This window comes from Clostridium thailandense (assembly GCF_019207025.1).
Taxonomy (GTDB): domain Bacteria; phylum Bacillota; class Clostridia; order Clostridiales; family Clostridiaceae; genus Clostridium_AM; species Clostridium_AM thailandense.
On sequence record NZ_JAEEGC010000046.1, the window covers coordinates 1 to 17,842 of the forward strand.

The following is a 17,842-nucleotide window of genomic DNA, read 5'->3' on the forward strand; positions in this document are numbered from 1 at the left end:
AACTCATGCGTTTGCCCTGTAAAAAAATAAGAATAAGTACATGAATATACTTTACCCATAGAAAGACTTGAAAATTCCCAAAAAGCTTTATAGTAAAGATAAAATTTAGTATTCGAGGAATACCTTATGTTAAAATTTACCTAAGTTTAACATGATTGATATCTATTGCTTAATAAGTATGCTATATAATCACCATATAAGCTTCGAGATATATTATATGGTAGAGAGGTGACAGTCCCTTGGATATAAAAAAAAGAAAATTTTTTCGCGAGGGCAGCAAAATTCAGTTTGTAAACAATGATAAAACCTTTTTTTATGCAAACATTAGTAAGCTGCAGTGGAATTGTATAGGAGTTATAATAAATACCGATCAGCATAATTACCGCATTTTAAATGAAGAAGAGAGTGTTCAATTTATTTATGTAATGGAAGATAAGGCTGTAATGTATAACGCAAAGGTTATCGCTTATAAACTGAATGATAGACTTCAATTTGTATTGCTGACAACTCCAGAAATAGTTAATAAAATTGAAAGAAGAAAACATCATAGGGTCACTGCTCTTGTGAATGTTAAATATAGTTTTTTACCACCTGACAATATATTTATGAGAAAAGATGATGTTTCAGCATTATATTTTAAAAGGATGAAAAAAACTTTTTCTGTTGATATAAGTACAGGAGGACTAAGCCTTATAACTTATCATAATGACGATGAAGTAAAGCAGGCTATTGTTACAATTAAAATTAATGAAGAAGAGATAACTGTACTTTGTGATGTGATAAGATTTGACACAGGGGACGACATAAATGTTAAAACAGCACTTGAATTTATTGATATAGATAATGAGGATAGAGAAATCATTAGAGACTACGTTGATAGTAGGCTTAAACAAGTTCAGATTTCAATTTAATTACTAGGAGCAATTATAAAAATTGCTCCTAAATTTCAGTACTAACTCCAAAAACCTTCATGAACTTTAACAACAAGTGCTTCAATTTCAGGAAAAGGCCCGACAACTTCAATCTTTTTTTGCCCTCTTGCAAAAACTTCTCTACATGGAAGGTCGAAGGTAGGATTTTGAGAGTCATCACCTGTTAGCTCAAGTAACCTTTTTTCACTTATTCCATATACTACTCTTCCTACATTTCCCCAGTATATTGCCCCAGCACACATAGCGCATGGTTCAGCTGTGCTATATAATGTACACTGCCAAAGAAAATCTTTAGTATATTTTTTGGAGGCTTTTTCCATAAGGGTTGTCTCTGCATGACCTGTGCAGTTTGACTCGGTTATTTCAATATTCTCCTGCTCAAGTAGTATATTTCCATTAGCATCAACTAAGATTGCACCAAAAGGTGTATTGCCGTTATCTCTTGCTCTCTGTGAAACTTCAACACATTTCTTAATATAATATATATCATCTTTCCAACTCATTATTTAAGACCTCATTTCTAATATTTTATTGTGAAATAGTTATTATATGTCACTAGTATACAATATTTTACAGTATCATCTCTATAGATTCATAAGCCATAGCAGTGCTTTAGAAAATCTTTGAGAAATTTCAGTAAAATGACCACCATTATTCCATTCTAGTATTATGTTTTCTGTGGACACAAGCTGTTTGGATAATATATCAAAAGTCTTTTGAGTACAATTACCAACTTTAGCGATACGTTGATTTCGGCTTCGTTCTTCACTTTTTCCAAGAGAAAGGTATATTTTTGCGTCAGTATTTATAGGAGAATTTGAGCTTATGAATTCAATCCATCTATCATACCACAATGAACCGGAGAGACTTCCTACTTTGCCGAAGGTCCCAAACAGATAAAGGCTGTATAAAGCTGTAATTCCACTTAAGGAGTAGCCTACTAGTACAGTATTTTCAGGTTCAGTTCTTGTTTTGTAGTGTGCATCTATGAAAGGCTTAATAATATTAACAAGATTATTGAGATATTCATATGCACACCCACTAAAGTCTTCACCGTTTTTTGCTAGAGATGGTGCAGGCCATGGAGAAAAATCAGCATTCCAATTTTTAGATTCGATATTTAGAAGTATAAAAGAACTGCAATCTATATCAAAATAAGATTCTATAGAATTTATTATTTCTTCCAAATTGTTATTTCCATTCATATACACAACAGGATAGCTAACATCAAGTATATTATAGTTAGGTGGAAGATATAATGAACAATGATATTCGCTTATATTTAAGATCTGTATAGTTCCCTTCATATTCTTACTCCTTAGAATAGTTTAATCAATTATTAATTTACAGCAAATGGTGGAGAATTACAACTTTTTATTATCTAAAAATGGATTGGGAAAAGGTAAATAATGCTCTTTTTTTCGTGATGAGTATCATAGAAGTAAAAACATTTTTGTGATAATATAAACAAGATAAAATAAAATACGTGAGGAAACTATGAAAAAGAAAATTGGAATTATAAATTGTTTTGAGGTATCTAAAAGGTGTTCAGGTTCTGGTTGTTTTAAGGCTTTTAATAACAAAGGGGATTCCTTTAAAAAACATGACAGTGAAGCAGAATTAATCAGTTTTGTGCATTGCAATGGCTGCAGCGAAAATTCGGTGGAGCAAGTGGTGTCAAGGGCACAAAGAATGAAAGAAATTGGCGTTGATACAATACACTTATCATCTTGTATAAGATCTAAATGCTCTTATTATGAAGAATTTATAGAAGCCTTATCAAAAGACTTTGAAGTTATTGGATATACTCATGGCAGTGCAGAGGGAAAAAAGAAAAATGCTGAGTAGGAATACCGAAATTTTAACATGAACTATATAATTTACAGTGGACTAAATCAAAGGAGCTGTTGCACTTAAGTGCAGTGGCTTCTTTTTTGAACATTAAAGGAATATACAGTTTTGAATAGTATACTTATCACTATGAGATTGTAATTTAGCTGGATATATTGTTTATATAGAAAAAATTTTAAAAATATATGTAATGAAATGAAAAATGTTACGTATTAACATGTGTAATTACTTAGCTAAGTAAAAAATAGAAGAAGGAGGTGCTTAAAAATATGGAACAGTTTGCTGTGTCAAGTTCTTTAGATAAAGCAAAAGGTGAAGAGCTAGATTTAACCCATATTTTTGAAACCTACTACAAAAGAATATATAACTATATATATTATAGAGTCAACTCTAATGAAGAAGCAGAAGACTTAACAAGTCAGGTTTTTGAAAAAGTAATGTTAAAAATAAACACATATTCTAACTGCAAATCCCCCTTTGAAGTGTGGTTGTTTGCTATAGCTAGAAACGTAATAAATGATTATTTTAGAAGTTTAAAAAAATATAATTGGTTTTCTATAGAAAAAATCAAAGAACTAATATCAAGAGAAAGCAATCCAGAAGATATAGTATTAACAGCTGAAACTAATGATATGCTTTTAAAAGCATTAAGAGTTTTAAATGACAAAGAGAGGAACATTGTCGCGCTTAAATTTGGAGGAAATTTAAAAAATAAAGAGATTGCAGAAATTCTAGAACTTACAGAAAGTAATATTGGGGTGATGCTTTATAGGATAATGAAAAAGCTTAAAGTAGAAATGGAAAGAGAGGTATAGCTATGAATAAAAAAAGTATAGAAAGTAAATTTTCAATAGATATAGATGCTTATTTTAATGGCATAAAACATATAGATGAACCTCAAGACGGAGAATACAATGAAATCTTAAAGCTTGGAAAAGCTTTAGCTGATAAAGATTTCAGCCGAAACAGTAATAAGAAAGCTGTTTTTAATAAAACTTTAAAAAATATAAATCAAAGTAAAGAAGAAGAGGTTATGAAAAATTCAAATAAAATAAGAAAAATTAGTGTTGCAGCGGCATCTTTTGTAATAGTATGTGGAGTTTTTAGTCAGACTTCTTTTGCTAAAGATTTAGCGGAAAAAGTAATAAACAAAATATCTCTTGGGCATATAACAGCAGTACAGTCGGAAGGACCTTCAAGTATGGATGTTCCGGCTAACTTAAAGGGTAAAATTTTTGATAAAAATGGAAAAGCCTTAACAGTTGTTACAAAAGATACTGGGAAAGTATATACAGAATCAGGTGAAGAAATTGCTAAAGTTTCGAATGGAAAGATACTAACAGCAACTGAGGTAAAAGCTAAAGATGAAAAAGAGAAGGAAAATATTTTAGTAATTAAAGATGTGGGAAATTTAAATAAATATACTTGCTTTGATGTTAAGTTGCCTTCATATTTACCAAAAGATTATAAATTTGATAGAGCGGAATTTTATAAAGGTAAAGATGGCAGTGTAAGTAAAAAATATATTGATTTATTCTTTACTAATGAAAAAACTGGAAAGTATATTTATATGCAGCAAAGATTTGCTGATGAAGAAACTAAATATGAAGATGGAACAGATGGAAAAATTGAAAAGATAAAAGTTAATGGCATAGACGCAATATTATATGATAATAGAAGTATTGATTGGGAGACTAATAAAGTGCTTTATGGTTTATCAGGTAGGGGAGAATTTGGAAGAGATGAATTAATAAAAATTGCAGAATCCATCAAATAACTAAAATGACACTGTTGCACTTATAGACGTCCACGGCAGACCTTTAACTTATACTCCGGGACATGTTGCCAAACTTCAGCACGATAAAAACTTTTAATTATTCTAAAGCTCAGCATTTTGAAAATCTAAGAACCATTGATAAACTCGTACCTCAAACATATCAATAGATCTAAGATTTTCTAAAATGCTTCGCTAAGAATAATAAAAAATTTTTATATGTGCTTTCAGTTTTGGCAACATATCCCTGCATATAAGTTAAAGGTCTGGTTTGGTTATCTATATAGTGCAATAGTTCTATTATTTATCAGAAATTTTCACTTGATCTGTATGTAATACCTATGTTTATTTGGAATTAAAACATATTGTAAGACATGGAAATATCTTAGTTAAACAGGTATAATATGTATAGTGAGCATAGGAGGGACGGAAAATGAAAGGTAAGTTATTAATGATGTCATGTGTTTTGGGTACAAGCTTATTAGTTTCAAGTAGCGTATTTGCAAAAGGTAATGTTAATATTAGCAGGTTAGCAGGACAGGATAGATATGGAACAAGTAATGCTGTAGTTTCTCAGGGGTGGACGCAATCGGATTATGCTGTTTTAGTAAACAGTGAAAATTTTCCTGATGCAATAACTTCTGCACCTTTAGCTAAAAAGTATAATGCACCTATTCTTTTAACTGATACCAATAGGTTAACTGATTCTACAAAGCAAAAAATACAGGATTTACAGATTAAAAATGTATTTATTGTTGGTGGATCAGGAGTTGTAAGCTCCAATGTAGAAACTGAACTTAAGGGTATGGGCATTAGTGTAAAGCGAATATGGGGACAAGATAGATATGAAACTTCTGTTAATGTAGCAAAGGAACTGGGTACTTTTAAAGGAGTGTTTGTTGTGAATGGAGAGTACTATGAGGATGCATTGTCAGCAGCCCCAATTGCAGCCAAGCTTCAGTATCCTATAATATTAGTAGAAAAAAACAATGTGCCCGATATGGTTAAAAAGTATATAAATAATCAAGTGGGAACTAACAATGGGGAAATAGAGGTTATAGGTGGACAGGATGTATTAGATGGTAAAGCAGTAAGTACGTTGAATCCTACTAAAACCTATAATCAATCAACAAAATATGAGAGAAATTTAGCTTTAATAAATAACTATAAAACTCAATTAGACTTAAATAAAGTGTACATAGCTAGTGATAAAGGCTTTGCAGATGCTCTTTCTGGTTCGGCCTTGGCAGGTAAGGACGGAAATCCAATAATATTAATAGGAGACAGCAATGAAAAGGATGTGAATACTTTTATTAGTAATAATAATGTAGAGAATGTAAATGCATTAGGTGGCACTGGAGTATTGAGTGATAATGTTGTTAATATTGTTACAGGGAATGCAAGTAGCACAGCTGATGAAGATTCTGACATGAATCTTATCAAGGGAAATCTTTTTGTTAACTCGACTTCAAGTGATTTTATGACTAATGCTGCCAGCCTAGAGGATGTTGAAATATCTAATAACATAGGTGATGGGGCAGTGATACTTAAATCAGATAAATTAAAGGGGGTTTATACATCAAATATAATAAGTACAAGTCCTTTTAATTATTTTGTACCTTCTTGGGATAGTGATACTCCAGAAGGAACCTCAATTCAGCTTGAAGCAAGGGTATTTGTAAAAAATAAGTGGTCGAATTGGCTTTCTTGGGGAAGTTGGGGGACGTTTATAAAAAGAGCTTCAGGTAGTGGTGTTACTGATGATCCAGCAGCTTATGTTGATACTGATACGCTTACTATAAAAGGAACTAACGGAGAAACTTCCAGTAAAATTCAATATAGAGTTACATTAAATACTAATAAATCTGGAGTAACTCCTTCAGTGCGTTTAATATCAGGAACTATAAGAAATACTCTCTCAGGTCAAGAAATTAATAAAGTATTTTCAGATAATCCAGATTTATCTAGTTTAAAAGTACTTGATGTACCACAATTTTCTCAGATGGTGAGAGAGCCTTCAATAGCTAATTCCATATGCAGTGCCACCAGTATTGCTATGATACTGAATTATTATGGAACAAATATAGTACCTGAACAATCTGCCTGGGGTGTATATGACTATAAATATGATGGTTTTGGAAATTGGCCCTTTAATACTGCTTATGCCTCAAGTTTTGGATATAAGACTTATGTAGATTATTCAACTGTAGAAGGCTTAAAGAGGGAGATTTATTATGGACATCCTGTTGCAGTCAGTGTGCAATATAAAAATAATGTAAATGTAAAGGCAAATTTACCAGTTGTAGATGGTGCTCCAATAGAATCAACTTATGGTCATCTTATTGTCGTATGCGGTTTCACAAAGGAAAATGGAACTGACTATATAATAATAAATGATTCAGCTGCGTCTAATAATGATAGAGTTAGGGTAAAATACAGACTCGACCAGTTCAAAGAGGCTTGGGCAAAGTCTGGAAATATAGCTTATATTATACATGAAAAAGAGAATGGAGCCGGCTATAGAGCACCTGTTAAGCTTGAGGGTGAACTCGATGCAGTCTCCGGAAGTAATGATGAATATATGCTAAAATACAATGGAGATACTATAGATATAAGTAGTAATAATGTAAAAACGATAATGATGACATCAGATGGCGGCAAGACCTATAAGTATATAGTTCCATCAAAAAAATCGACGATTACAAAAAACTCCAGTGGAACAACTGCTTCAATTAACTATACATTTATTACTGGAGAAGGAAAGGTATATTCTGCAGAGATAAAATAATATTAATGTATCGAGTTTATTGACAACATAGTTATATCAGCGGTAAAATTTATATATAACAATATGATTTTGAAAGGTGGAATGCTATCCGGTGCACTTGATGTTAAGTAATCAAATAGCATAAGTGAAACGTGGAGATGTAAGGTAAAATCATTAATTGAATAGGTAAAAAACTGTTAAATCTAGCAGCTTTTTTGTTGTGCCTGTTTATCAATTATGATTTTAATTTACTCTCTTAGTGATAGTTTTTAGTATATTATTAGAGCTATGGAGTAAATCTATAGCTCTTTTTTATTTTAAGAAATCATATTGTTATATTAAGTTTAAATATATGTATTTATTAAGAAAGGAATTAAAGTTATGTTAATGAATTATTCAAGTATTTGAAAAAACCAGAACTATATGCAGAAAGCAGCAAAGAATTTTGGAATGATGAACATATATCTAAGAAGTTAGATGAAGAATCTAAAACTATGTGCATTGTAGTTGAAAAATAAAATTAATGTTGGAGATTGATACAGTTTGCAGGTATACTATAATTAACCTAAATATAGATTTTAGATTGTATTATTATAAATGTGAGGAAAGCTAATGGGGCAAATAAATAATTTTTTAAGTGGTTTTTTTTATATTGAAGCTTTTATTATTTTTATTCTTGGATTTTATTCGTGGCGTCGAAGGAAAGTTCCAGGGGCTTTCCAACTTTTTTTAATGTGCATTAGTGCAGTGATTTACATTTTCGGATATAGTATGGAAATAGTATCTGTATCTCTTCAAAATGTAAACTTATGGAGTAAAGTTCAATATTTAGGTTTGCCATTTATGCCGTCTCTTTGGGTTGTACAAGCACATTCTTTGTCTTTTAGAAATAAGAAGATCGGAAGACCATATAGAGTTATTCTTTTTATAATACCTTTATTAATATGTATATTTCGATGGACAAATGAATATCATCGGTTAATGTATAAAACTATCTCATTGGTTAATAATGGATATTTTGATGTTTTATATTTTGAAGGAGGCATTTTGTATTATGTGTATTGTATTTTTTTCTTTAGTTGTGCAATTATTTCAATAGTGATATACTATCATGCATTTCTAGAATCAACAGGATATATGCGTAAGCAGTTTAGAATTATGTTTTATGCATCAATGATTCCTTTTGCCTCGCTAATTTTTGATCAACTAGAAATTGTACCACTTGGAATGGATTGTGGTGCCTTTGGTATAATTTTTATATACATATTATTTGCATATGCCATATATCGTTATGATATGATGCATATAATTCCGCTGTCTAGGGAGAAGATATTCGAGTGGATTTATGATGGCGCAATTGTTGTAGATCTTAATTATAATCTTAAGGATTTCAACCATGCTGCAAAACAGATTTTCCAATCTCTAGATAAAAGTCTTATAGGAACAGAAGTAGAGTTATGTACTAATGAATGTCCAGAATTTTTTGAACTACTGAAAGACTTAAATAGTAAACATAAGTTATATTCTACACAAAACTTAGAAAAAAGTCTTACGGAGGATGTTTTTGAATTCAGCATTAATACATTAAAAGAAAATATTAAATATTTTAAGGCAAGACTAAGGCCATTATATGATAAAGACCTTCGAATAGGAAGCACAATATTAATTACAGATATAACCAAAGAAAAAGAAATGTTGATTGAATTGGAAAGAATAGCTCAATTAGACGGATTAACAGGAATACTTAATCGACGATATTTTATTGAACTTGCCAATGATGAACTTGATAGATTATTAAAGCAATGTGGTAATGGGGTAATGTTCATGTTTGATATTGACTATTTTAAACGAATTAATGATACTTATGGACATCAGGCAGGGGATTATGTTTTAAAAGAAATAGCTTCTATAGTTAAAAGTATAATTAGAGCTAATGATCTACTAGGAAGATATGGTGGTGAAGAATTTATTGCTTTTTTACCAGATTTATCACTAAATCAGGCAATGATAATAGTTGAACGCATTAGAGCTGCTTTTGAAAATCACACTTTTAATTATAAAGATAAGTTTATTAAAGTTACTGCTAGTTTTGGTGTTTCAGAATATTATAAACATGAACATGAAAGCTACTGCTCCTTTGATGAAATGGTCATGCATGCTGATAGTGGATTATATGAAGCTAAGAAAAGTGGAAGAAATAAAATTTTCCTGCAATAAATATATTGCAGGTGTTTATTTTTGCTAAATATATAATAAGTTAGCAAATCTGAAACAAGTGAAGAGTTTACTCAAATATGAATGTGATACATACTATATCAAATTATAACAATATAAATAGAAAATTAAATTATTAAAGGAATTGAAAGGGGAACATTATGAATAAATATTTAAAAAATGATTTAGACAACATTGATTGTTTGCTAGAAAAAGTAAAGAGTAATGCATCTGAATTCTTAAAAGATATTGACAAGATAGCAACCTTTCCAAAAAACTCAAAGAATTATGAGCCAACTAAACTAAACAAAGAGGGGTTAGGTGGAGAAAAAGCTTTAGAGGAATTTATGCAGAGGTTTTACAAAGGAATAGTTTCTAGTGCAGGTTCAAAATACTTTGGTTTTGTTACAGGAGGATCGACACCTGCAGCTTTGATGGGGGACTGGCTCGTAAGCACCTTTGATCAAAGTGCTACAGGTCGAGATAATTCCAGTGCCTCAAAGATTGAAGAAGAGGCTATTAATTTATTAAAGGAGCTTTTTGGATTACCGCAAACCTATTCAGGTACCTTTGTTACTGGAGCTACAATGGCTAATTTTGTAGGCTTAGCAATTGGAAGACAGTGGGTAGCAAATGAACTTGGTTTTAATATATCTCAAAAGGGTATGTATTCTATTCCGCCGATAAAGATTATAAGCTCTGCTCCTCATTCAAGCATTTTAAAAGCCTTGTCTATGTTGGGTATGGGAAGAGATAATATGCATTATATGCCATCAATGGATGGAAGAGAAGCTGTAGACATTGAAGCATTGGAAAATTATTTAAAAGAAATAAATGGAGAGCCATGCATAGTAGTGGCAAATGCAGGTACAGTAAATACTGTTGACTTTGATGATATAAAGCAAATATTAGAATTAAAGAAAAAATATAACTTCTTTTTACATGTAGATGGAGCCTTTGGGGGATTTGCTGCTTGCTCGCCAAAATATAAGATGCTAGTAGAAGGAATGGATGAGGCAGATTCTATTACAATAGATGCGCACAAATGGCTTAATGTTCCTTATGATAGTGCAATGCAGTTTACTAGACATCCTAAGCTTCAACTCCAGGTTTTTCAAAATAATGCAGTGTATTTAGGAGAGCTTTCAGAGAACCCTGATTTTGTTCATTTGACTCCGGAAAATTCTAGAAGGCTAAGAGCTCTTCCGGCATGGTTTACCTTAAAGGCCTATGGGCAGGATGGATATCAGGAGTTAGTTGAAAGGAATTGCGCTTTAGCAGAGCTATTAAGTAAAAAGATTGAGAAATCTAAGAACTTTAAATTATTATCTGTTACTAGATTAAATGTAGTTTGTTTTACTATCAATGTAGGGGAAAATAATGCTGCATTAGAGCAGATACAGCAGTTCTTAAAATTAGTCAATGAGGATGGCAGAGCATTCTTTACCCAAACCGTATACAAAGGAATGCCTGGAATAAGGGCAGCTATAAGCAATTGGAGGACAGAGGAAAAGGATATTGAAATTGCATGGGAAGTATTAAATAAAGCCTATAAAAGATATTTGGGTTAATGTTAACTAATATAGCAATCTAGGCGAACCTTTTAGAGGCCCGCCTAGTGTCTAAGGGGTATCACAAAAACTAAAAGTTTTTGTTTGCAGATTAATTTTGGGTAACATTAAGTGCATTTAAAAATTTAATATATTATATAGTCTTCTAGATTGAAGTCTATAACATACCGTAATCAAGAACAAATAAGTTGTTATTGTCATCATAACCAAAGGAGTTAACCTTGCAGTACTCGTTTTGCAACTCGGGAGACTTGGTTACCAATAAATTTTTGAACCTTTCTAGTTTTGAGAAAAAGGTTTTCTCATTGGAAAAATTTTTCCCTTTTTCTATATAACTATATATTGTTTCATCAGAATTTGTACTAGTGTCTATAGGGTTTAAACGTTTATGCACAGTTAAATATAAAAACCTACTTTTATATATTGCATAGACTGGACATAATATATCTTTGAAATTTTCAAGTTTTTCATCTTCTGATGTATATATTTTATATTCGTTAATACATTGATCGGCTCCTATAGGTAGAGAAAATCCTGTAGCATCAGATGAAACTTTAATTATAAAGTTATCTAAGACATATACGCAGCGCATGGATCGTGCTATGATATTTTTTCTGGTTAATTGTCTTAGTAGACTATTGGTTATGCATTTATTTTCACCTAATTTCATACCATATTGTTTTAAAAAATTTTCAACTTCATGTAATTCTTCATTCATAATTATGCCTCCTTTTATTTCTATAGACATCCACGGCCGACAGTTAACTTATACTATGAGAATTATTGGTAATGTTTGAAAGATATAAATATATTTTTCGTAAGTCAACTTTCAGCGGTGGTTATCTATATAGAAATTAAATGTGAAAATTATCCTAAATAATTTTAAAAACATAATAAAAAGGACATGAGGGAAAGACTAAGCTTTCACTACATGTCCTCTGTATCTTTACCTGAGAGTTTGGATATAAATATATATCTTACACCTTGGGTTCTGTACTTAAACAGATCTTCAGAGTTTCGTCCTATAGCGCTGCGGGTACCTGAAAGTTTCTGATGTAGTCGTGTGGGAACTAAATCATTGCTTCTTCGGTTAACAAACTGTTATCTCACGCTATTTTCATCCGAGAAATATTAAATTTTCATATCTTGACTTCATTATAGCATCGAAATGTATAGAGTTTCAATATCGCTTTATGATTCTTAATTAAATGTTCACAAGTTAACTATTTTTTTAAATTTGCATTATATACATCTAAGTAAAAACCAGCTTGATAGGAAAACATTCTGATAGGCTGGATATCTATATAGTGTTGAAGCTTGGAAACATATCCCGGAGTGTAAGTTGATTTTCGGCCGTGCAACCCTATATTATTTATTATGCTGCTTTAAATATTCGATAAAATCACTGATAACAAGGGGCTTACTAAAATAATAGCCTTGAAATTCATCACATTTTTCATTTATCAATATGTTAACTTGCTCTTTCGTTTCTACTCCCTCAGCAACAGTCTTTAGATTAAGAATTTTCGCCATAGAAATAATACTTGGTGTTAAATTTTTCTGGTTTGGATCAGCGATATTATCTATAAAAGACTTATCAATTTTTAAATAGTCTACAGGTAATCGAGTTAAATAACTTAAGGAGGAAAAGCCTGTACCAAAGTCATCTATTGAAATGCCAATTCCTAATTTTTTTAGCTCAAATAGGTTTTGAATTGCTTTCTCAGTATTATGTAACAAAAAACTCTCTGTTATCTCAATTATCAAATTAATATTTTGAGAACTATTTTCTTTGAAAATTTCTTTGATTTTTGAAACTAAATTATTATTTTCAAACTGTTTCGAGGAAACGTTAATTGCTAATTTGATATTAATGTAATTGTTTTTTAATATCTTATCGATTCTAAAAATTTCTTCTAATACCCAGTTACCAATAGGTATTATCATACCATTGCTTTCAGACACTGGTATGAATTTATTTGGCGTGAATATCTTACCATCTATCGTCTTCCAGCGGATAAGTGCTTCAGCACCAATTATTTTAAAACTATTCTCGGTAAAAATAGTTTGTGGTTGCAGATATAAAATGAACTCATTATTAGCAAGAGCTGAATTAAGTTTTATCTGCATTTCAAGAGTTTCATGATTTCGCTTTTCAATTTCTTCAGAAGAGAAAGAATACCTTCCTTTTCCAGACTCCTTTGCATCATACATTGCAGCATCCGCTTTTCTAACTAAGCCCTCAACAGTAAATTCGTCATAAGGTGCTAGTGCGATTCCAATACTTACTCCCAAAGTTATTTCTCGTCCAAGTATAGAATAAGGTAGAAATATCTTCTCAATAATAGCTTTTGCTAAAATTCGTATATCTTCAGGATTATCTATATTTTCGATAATTACAGCAAACTCATCTCCGCCTAATCTTGAGACAGTATCAGATTTTCGAATGGTAGATTTAATTCGATTCGCAACTTCTTTAAGAATTAAATCTCCAGCTGCATGACCTAATGAATCATTGATGACTTTAAACTCGTCTAGATCCATAAAAAGCAGGGCCACTGATTTTTTAGTATCAATAGATCTAATAAGTGCTCTTTCAAGTCTATCATAAAATAATGTTCTGTTTGGTATTCCAGTTAATAAATCGTAATAGGCAAGACTGTGAAGCTTATCTTCAGTTTTTTTTATTTTACTTATATCTGTAGAAATGGCAATATAATTTTCTACTGTGCCATTTGATTTTTTTAAAGGTGTTATTGACATCCATTTAGGATATGTTTCACCATTTTTTCTTTTGTTCCAAATTTCACCCTCCCAATAACCATTAGTAATTAAATTATTCCACATGTCTAAATAAAAGCTTTTATTATGGCGGCCAGATTTAAATATTCTTGGATTTCTTCCAATTAGGTCTTCTTTTTTATATCCAGATATCCTTTCAAAAGAATTATTTACTTTGATAATATTTCCAGAAGCATCGGTTATTAATACATCTTCTATTGCAGTATTAATTATTCTATCTGAAATTGACAATTCTTCATTCAGTTTTTTAAGATCATTTGTGTACTTCTGTAGCTTCGTTATGTCGTGAAACATAAATAATCTACCAATCTGAAATTTATTTGTATCTAAAATAGGAGATCTATACATTCTAAAATAAAAATCTTTATTATTAAGATTTAAAGTTATTGTAGATTCATTATTTTCAGCAGTTGTTGTAGCAATATGTTTCACAGTTGGTATGAACTTCAATATCTCTTGGATTTTTATTCCTATAAAATTTCTGTCTTTCCCAATATTAATCTTTTTATTTGTACGTTCTAAATACATTATAAATTTAATGGCTGCTGGATTGATATCTATTATTCTATTAAAAGAATCTACCACAATAACCATGTCTTCAATATTTTCTACTAAAAGATCTCTAGCAATTGGTACCATTACTGACTTAGGAATATGGAATATAACACAATATAATATAATCAAGGTTAATAGTACACAAATGGAAGTAGCATCTATAAAGAATACTTCAAATTTAGTAACAATAAACAAAATGTTGATTATAATAGATATCGTTGCTCCTACCAAAATAAAGATATTTTGCCTGCAATATAATTTAGGTGATTTTATTGCCTTAATCATAAGAATGTAAAACACCACTAAGACATTGCAATATGAATAAATAGTGTGAATCCAAAATCCGATATTTGGCGAATAGGAAAAAATTAAAGCATATTTGAGATATTCTATATTAGCATTTGATATAAATTTATATGGTATGCTGTTAGAAATTAACGATGTCAATGATAGTATAGGTACAATAAAAATTAATAGAACATAATAGGAACTTTTTTGTTTTTTATTAGTATATTCATTAATTGCTAACAAGGAAAGTGGTGGAATAAATATAGCACTAACGAACTTTGCTTTTTGAAATAAGATTACAAGCTCGCTTATTTTTATATAATAGCTAAGAGTCTCCATAAGAATCCAGAAGGAAATAAGGATATCTCCTATGATTAGTAATTTTGCAATGTCAATATTTCTTAACTTATACATAAAAACTAACAAAATTACAGAAATTACAAAACTTATACTGAATAAAATTTCGTACATTCATACACTCCTTTAAAACAAGCTGTGTTTCGTTTTTAAATCTCATTTATGCTAATAAATATGTTAACTTTATTAACTCTTTTATTATTTTAAGTCATAATTTGTATGATTTCAACACTTTTTGTATTATTTTCATTTTTAACCATGTCATATTGTGAGCCATGTTTTTAAAAATAAGTTATAAAATAAAAAGATGCTTATTTGATCATATACCATATATGTTGAAATTTACCGTAAGGAGGTATAAAATTTAAGTAATTGATAATTTTTAGGGGGAAAATATTATGAATACTACAACACAAATAAATGTCAATAGATTATTATTGTTGAAGAAACTATTTGAATTAAGGGATATAGTGATTAATATTAATGAATCACAAATGCTTTTAAAAGATAAACTAAAGACCTTAGAATATAAAAAAGAGGAAAATGTTGATGGCAAAAATAAGCTTCTTGAAAATAGTAATGAGTCTATAAAGAGCAATAATGCTTTTAATTTTATAAAAAGTGAGGACTTTAAAAGATTGTGTATTGCTGCATATTGCAATTTACATAACAGTTTTTCATATACGCTGTGCCAATATGAAAATCACAGTGGCATGTGGTGCCTTACAGGAAATGACCAAGAAATATTCCATGACAATAATAGTATTATGAACTATATTCGAGATTTGACCAGCAAATATGGCTTTGAGATTTTAGATTTTATTAATACCATAGAAAGAGAAAAACATGAATCCTTCAATTTGAGTTACTTTATGATTGATGAACTTAACAAGCCATTACAAGAAAAAATTCAGAGTTATTATAAATCGAAGCTTTCAAATATGGTAGAAGACTATAATGAAGAAATGAAGATGCAAGTTACATTTAGACCTGATGTTCCTTATGAAAGCTGTTCAGCCTATAGGAGAAAACAAGTGGATCTTGTGGATGGAGTAAGTAAATTAAAAGATGAGCTTAAAGAGAAATTAGAGAGGCTTATTTATGCAATACCAGAGCAATTTATAAAAGAAGAAAATTTGACCAGAATACAGTCCTACTATTTAATGAAATTTCAAGAAAGTGCCCATGGAAAGAGGCTCAGTAATAGTGCAAATAATGTTAGTATTGTCGAATCAAAGAATGCCTCTTTAGCTGATAGGAAAGATAAAGTTATAAGTAAATATTGTACACTGTTACCATCAAAGTATATTTTTAATGAATATGCATTAAATTGTTTTATACAATATATCTACTATGGGCAGGCAGAGAATGTTGAAGAATGCATAAACATTTTTGAACATAAGGAAACACAAGAAGATGTAATTGAACAAACAATTTCTTTTAAGCATGTTGTTGATAACTTAAAGGACTCAGTAGTTAACCAGTTATCAAAAATAAATATAAAATTAGATAATGATACTCAAGATTACATATAATAAACTTGAAGTTTAATTAGAAGAATAAGGATTTACACTAGCTCAATTCCTTGTTTTTTTCTGAATTTATAGTCTAATTATAAATAATGATTCTTTTTTATCATACTCTCATAGGTTGTAAGTTTAAAGGAGGTTTTTATCATAAAGAATATAATATTTGATGTTGATGGTACATTGTGGGATACAACGGAAGTCGTAGCTAAAGCTTGGAATAGAGCAGTTTCAGAAGTTGGTGGAACAGATGCAATAATAACCTCTTCGGTACTAAAGAAAGAGTTTGGAAAGACTATGGATGTAATAGCAGAGGATTTGTTTACTGATGCCAGTTGTGAAAATAAAAAATTAATACTGAAAAAATGCTGTGAATATGAGCATGATGATTTGGAAGAAGACACACATAACCTTTTGTATTCAAACGTAAAAGAAACCATTAGTGAACTATCAGAAAAGTATCGTTTATTTATTGTGAGTAATTGTCAATGTGGATATATTGAATTATTCATGAAGAAAGCAGGAATTGAAAAGTATATTACAGACTTTGAATGCTTTGGAAACACTGGTAGATGTAAGGGTGAAAATATAAAATTAGTTATAGAAAGAAACAATTTAAATGATGTAGTATATGTTGGAGATACTCAGGGGGATTATGAGGCAACGGTACTTGCTGGAGTTCCTTTCATATTTGCCAAATATGGCTTTGGCAGTGTTGAAGACTACTTTTTGGAAATTAATGATATAAAAGAATTGTTGAACTTGAATTAAGGAAGGAATTATATAGATAGATTTAGAACGTTTTCAATAAAATAGCTATAACACTATGTTCTACCGGAAATAGAAAGCTTATTAAGTTTGAATAAATTAGTTACATTTTAGTAAATATAAATTAACATAATTTTAATTGAAATAACTTCCTTATAGATATATAATATATAAAATATCATATATTATATATTAAATGAAGGAAGGGAAGATTTTGAATAAAAATTTATTGCTAATAACAACACATGAGGTTATTGAAGAATGTTTGGCCGAATCACTTGATATTCGTGAAAAACCTGCTTTGTTCCTTAAAAAAGCAACTAAATCACAAGCAAAAATAAGAAAAGTCTTGAAATAGTATTCTATTACAAGACTTTTTTTTATAAAATTAATGTTAACATAGAATAAAAAATTCATTAGTGACAATTTATATTATT

Annotated in this window: 14 protein-coding genes and 1 riboswitch; of the genes, 10 read left to right on the forward strand and 4 right to left on the reverse strand. The window is 30.1% G+C overall.

All coding sequences use genetic code 11. The annotated features are described in order from the left end of the window. The first annotated feature begins 239 nt into the window (after positions 1–239). Entirely contained in the window at positions 240–911 is a 672-nt protein-coding gene (locus I6U48_RS11060; RefSeq protein WP_218320520.1) for a PilZ domain-containing protein, read from the forward strand. 41 nt (positions 912–952) lie between these two features. Here I6U48_RS11060 and I6U48_RS11065 read toward each other — a convergent pair whose 3' ends face one another. Together I6U48_RS11065 and I6U48_RS11070 are read right to left on the reverse strand one after the other, a co-directional pair. Continuing rightward, positions 953–1,435 (reverse strand): nucleoside deaminase, encoded by a 483-nt coding sequence (locus tag I6U48_RS11065; protein WP_218320521.1) that lies wholly within the window; start codon positions 1,433–1,435, stop codon positions 953–955. Between the two features lie 81 nt (positions 1,436–1,516). Then, positions 1,517–2,239, reverse strand: coding sequence for an alpha/beta hydrolase (locus tag I6U48_RS11070; RefSeq protein WP_218320522.1), 723 nt, complete (start codon positions 2,237–2,239; stop codon positions 1,517–1,519). Between the two features lie 190 nt (positions 2,240–2,429). Here I6U48_RS11070 and I6U48_RS11075 point away from each other — a divergent pair, with 190 nt between their 5' ends. The 6 genes from I6U48_RS11075 to I6U48_RS11100 all read left to right on the forward strand — a co-directional run bounded on the left by I6U48_RS11075 (position 2,430) and on the right by I6U48_RS11100 (position 11,109). Continuing rightward, positions 2,430–2,780 (forward strand): CGGC domain-containing protein, encoded by a 351-nt coding sequence (locus I6U48_RS11075; RefSeq protein ID WP_218320523.1) that lies wholly within the window; start codon positions 2,430–2,432, stop codon positions 2,778–2,780. A gap of 272 nt (positions 2,781–3,052) precedes the next feature. Beyond that, complete coding sequence (locus I6U48_RS11080) at positions 3,053–3,598, forward strand: sigma-70 family RNA polymerase sigma factor (RefSeq protein ID WP_218320524.1); 546 nt, start codon at positions 3,053–3,055, stop codon at positions 3,596–3,598. 2 nt (positions 3,599–3,600) lie between these two features. Then, positions 3,601–4,560 carry a DUF4367 domain-containing protein gene (locus tag I6U48_RS11085; RefSeq protein WP_218320525.1) on the forward strand — a complete coding sequence of 320 codons (960 nt, stop codon included), beginning with the start codon at positions 3,601–3,603 and terminating at the stop codon, positions 4,558–4,560. Between the two features lie 430 nt (positions 4,561–4,990). Next, on the forward strand, positions 4,991–7,345 hold the full coding sequence (locus tag I6U48_RS11090; protein WP_218320526.1) for a cell wall-binding repeat-containing protein: 2,355 nt from the start codon (positions 4,991–4,993) through the stop codon (positions 7,343–7,345). 591 nt (positions 7,346–7,936) lie between these two features. Continuing rightward, positions 7,937–9,541, forward strand: a complete 1,605-nt coding sequence (locus tag I6U48_RS11095) for a histidine kinase N-terminal 7TM domain-containing diguanylate cyclase (RefSeq protein WP_218320527.1) — start codon at positions 7,937–7,939, stop codon at positions 9,539–9,541. Positions 9,542–9,699: 158 nt separating this feature from the next. Further along, a complete protein-coding gene (locus tag I6U48_RS11100) occupies positions 9,700–11,109 on the forward strand; it encodes a pyridoxal phosphate-dependent decarboxylase family protein (protein ID WP_218320528.1) in 1,410 nt (469 codons plus the stop codon). 157 nt (positions 11,110–11,266) lie between these two features. Here the strand turns inward: I6U48_RS11100 and I6U48_RS11105 are convergent, their stop codons facing one another. Then, the gene (locus tag I6U48_RS11105; RefSeq protein ID WP_218320529.1) at positions 11,267–11,827 is read right to left on the reverse strand and encodes a hypothetical protein; all 561 of its coding nucleotides are present in this window, start codon (positions 11,825–11,827) and stop codon (positions 11,267–11,269) included. A gap of 300 nt (positions 11,828–12,127) precedes the next feature. Next, positions 12,128–12,230: riboswitch (glycine riboswitch) on the reverse strand. Positions 12,231–12,477: 247 nt separating this feature from the next. After that, on the reverse strand, positions 12,478–15,225 hold the full coding sequence (locus I6U48_RS11110) for an EAL domain-containing protein (protein ID WP_218320530.1): 2,748 nt from the start codon (positions 15,223–15,225) through the stop codon (positions 12,478–12,480). Positions 15,226–15,509: 284 nt separating this feature from the next. Here I6U48_RS11110 and I6U48_RS11115 point away from each other — a divergent pair, with 284 nt between their 5' ends. The 3 genes from I6U48_RS11115 (at position 15,510) to I6U48_RS11125 (ending at position 17,763) form a co-directional block, all read left to right on the forward strand. Continuing rightward, a complete protein-coding gene (locus I6U48_RS11115) occupies positions 15,510–16,646 on the forward strand; it encodes a hypothetical protein (protein ID WP_218320531.1) in 1,137 nt (378 codons plus the stop codon). Positions 16,647–16,799: 153 nt separating this feature from the next. Beyond that, the gene (locus I6U48_RS11120; protein WP_376774548.1) at positions 16,800–17,408 is read left to right on the forward strand and encodes an HAD family hydrolase; all 609 of its coding nucleotides are present in this window, start codon (positions 16,800–16,802) and stop codon (positions 17,406–17,408) included. A 211-nt stretch (positions 17,409–17,619) separates the two neighbouring features. After that, positions 17,620–17,763: a hypothetical protein gene (locus I6U48_RS11125; protein ID WP_218320532.1), complete on the forward strand. Its 144-nt coding sequence runs from the start codon at positions 17,620–17,622 to the stop codon at positions 17,761–17,763. Positions 17,764–17,842: the final 79 nt, after the last annotated feature.

What these genes read in the sequence shown, in the direction of transcription:
- I6U48_RS11115 (WP_218320531.1), top strand. Translation starts at nt 15,510, where the DNA reads ATGAATACTACAACACAAATAAATGTCAATAGATTATTATTGTTGAAG.
- I6U48_RS11085 (WP_218320525.1), top strand. Translation starts at nt 3,601, where the DNA reads ATGAATAAAAAAAGTATAGAAAGTAAATTTTCAATAGATATAGATGCT.
- I6U48_RS11100 (WP_218320528.1), top strand. Translation starts at nt 9,700, where the DNA reads ATGAATAAATATTTAAAAAATGATTTAGACAACATTGATTGTTTGCTA.
- I6U48_RS11095 (WP_218320527.1), top strand. Translation starts at nt 7,937, where the DNA reads ATGGGGCAAATAAATAATTTTTTAAGTGGTTTTTTTTATATTGAAGCT.
- I6U48_RS11075 (WP_218320523.1), top strand. Translation starts at nt 2,430, where the DNA reads ATGAAAAAGAAAATTGGAATTATAAATTGTTTTGAGGTATCTAAAAGG.
- I6U48_RS11080 (WP_218320524.1), top strand. Translation starts at nt 3,053, where the DNA reads ATGGAACAGTTTGCTGTGTCAAGTTCTTTAGATAAAGCAAAAGGTGAA.
- I6U48_RS11070 (WP_218320522.1), bottom strand. Translation starts at nt 2,239, where the DNA reads ATGAAGGGAACTATACAGATCTTAAATATAAGCGAATATCATTGTTCA.
- I6U48_RS11105 (WP_218320529.1), bottom strand. Translation starts at nt 11,827, where the DNA reads ATGAATGAAGAATTACATGAAGTTGAAAATTTTTTAAAACAATATGGT.
- I6U48_RS11090 (WP_218320526.1), top strand. Translation starts at nt 4,991, where the DNA reads ATGAAAGGTAAGTTATTAATGATGTCATGTGTTTTGGGTACAAGCTTA.
- I6U48_RS11110 (WP_218320530.1), bottom strand. Translation starts at nt 15,225, where the DNA reads ATGTACGAAATTTTATTCAGTATAAGTTTTGTAATTTCTGTAATTTTG.
- I6U48_RS11065 (WP_218320521.1), bottom strand. Translation starts at nt 1,435, where the DNA reads ATGAGTTGGAAAGATGATATATATTATATTAAGAAATGTGTTGAAGTT.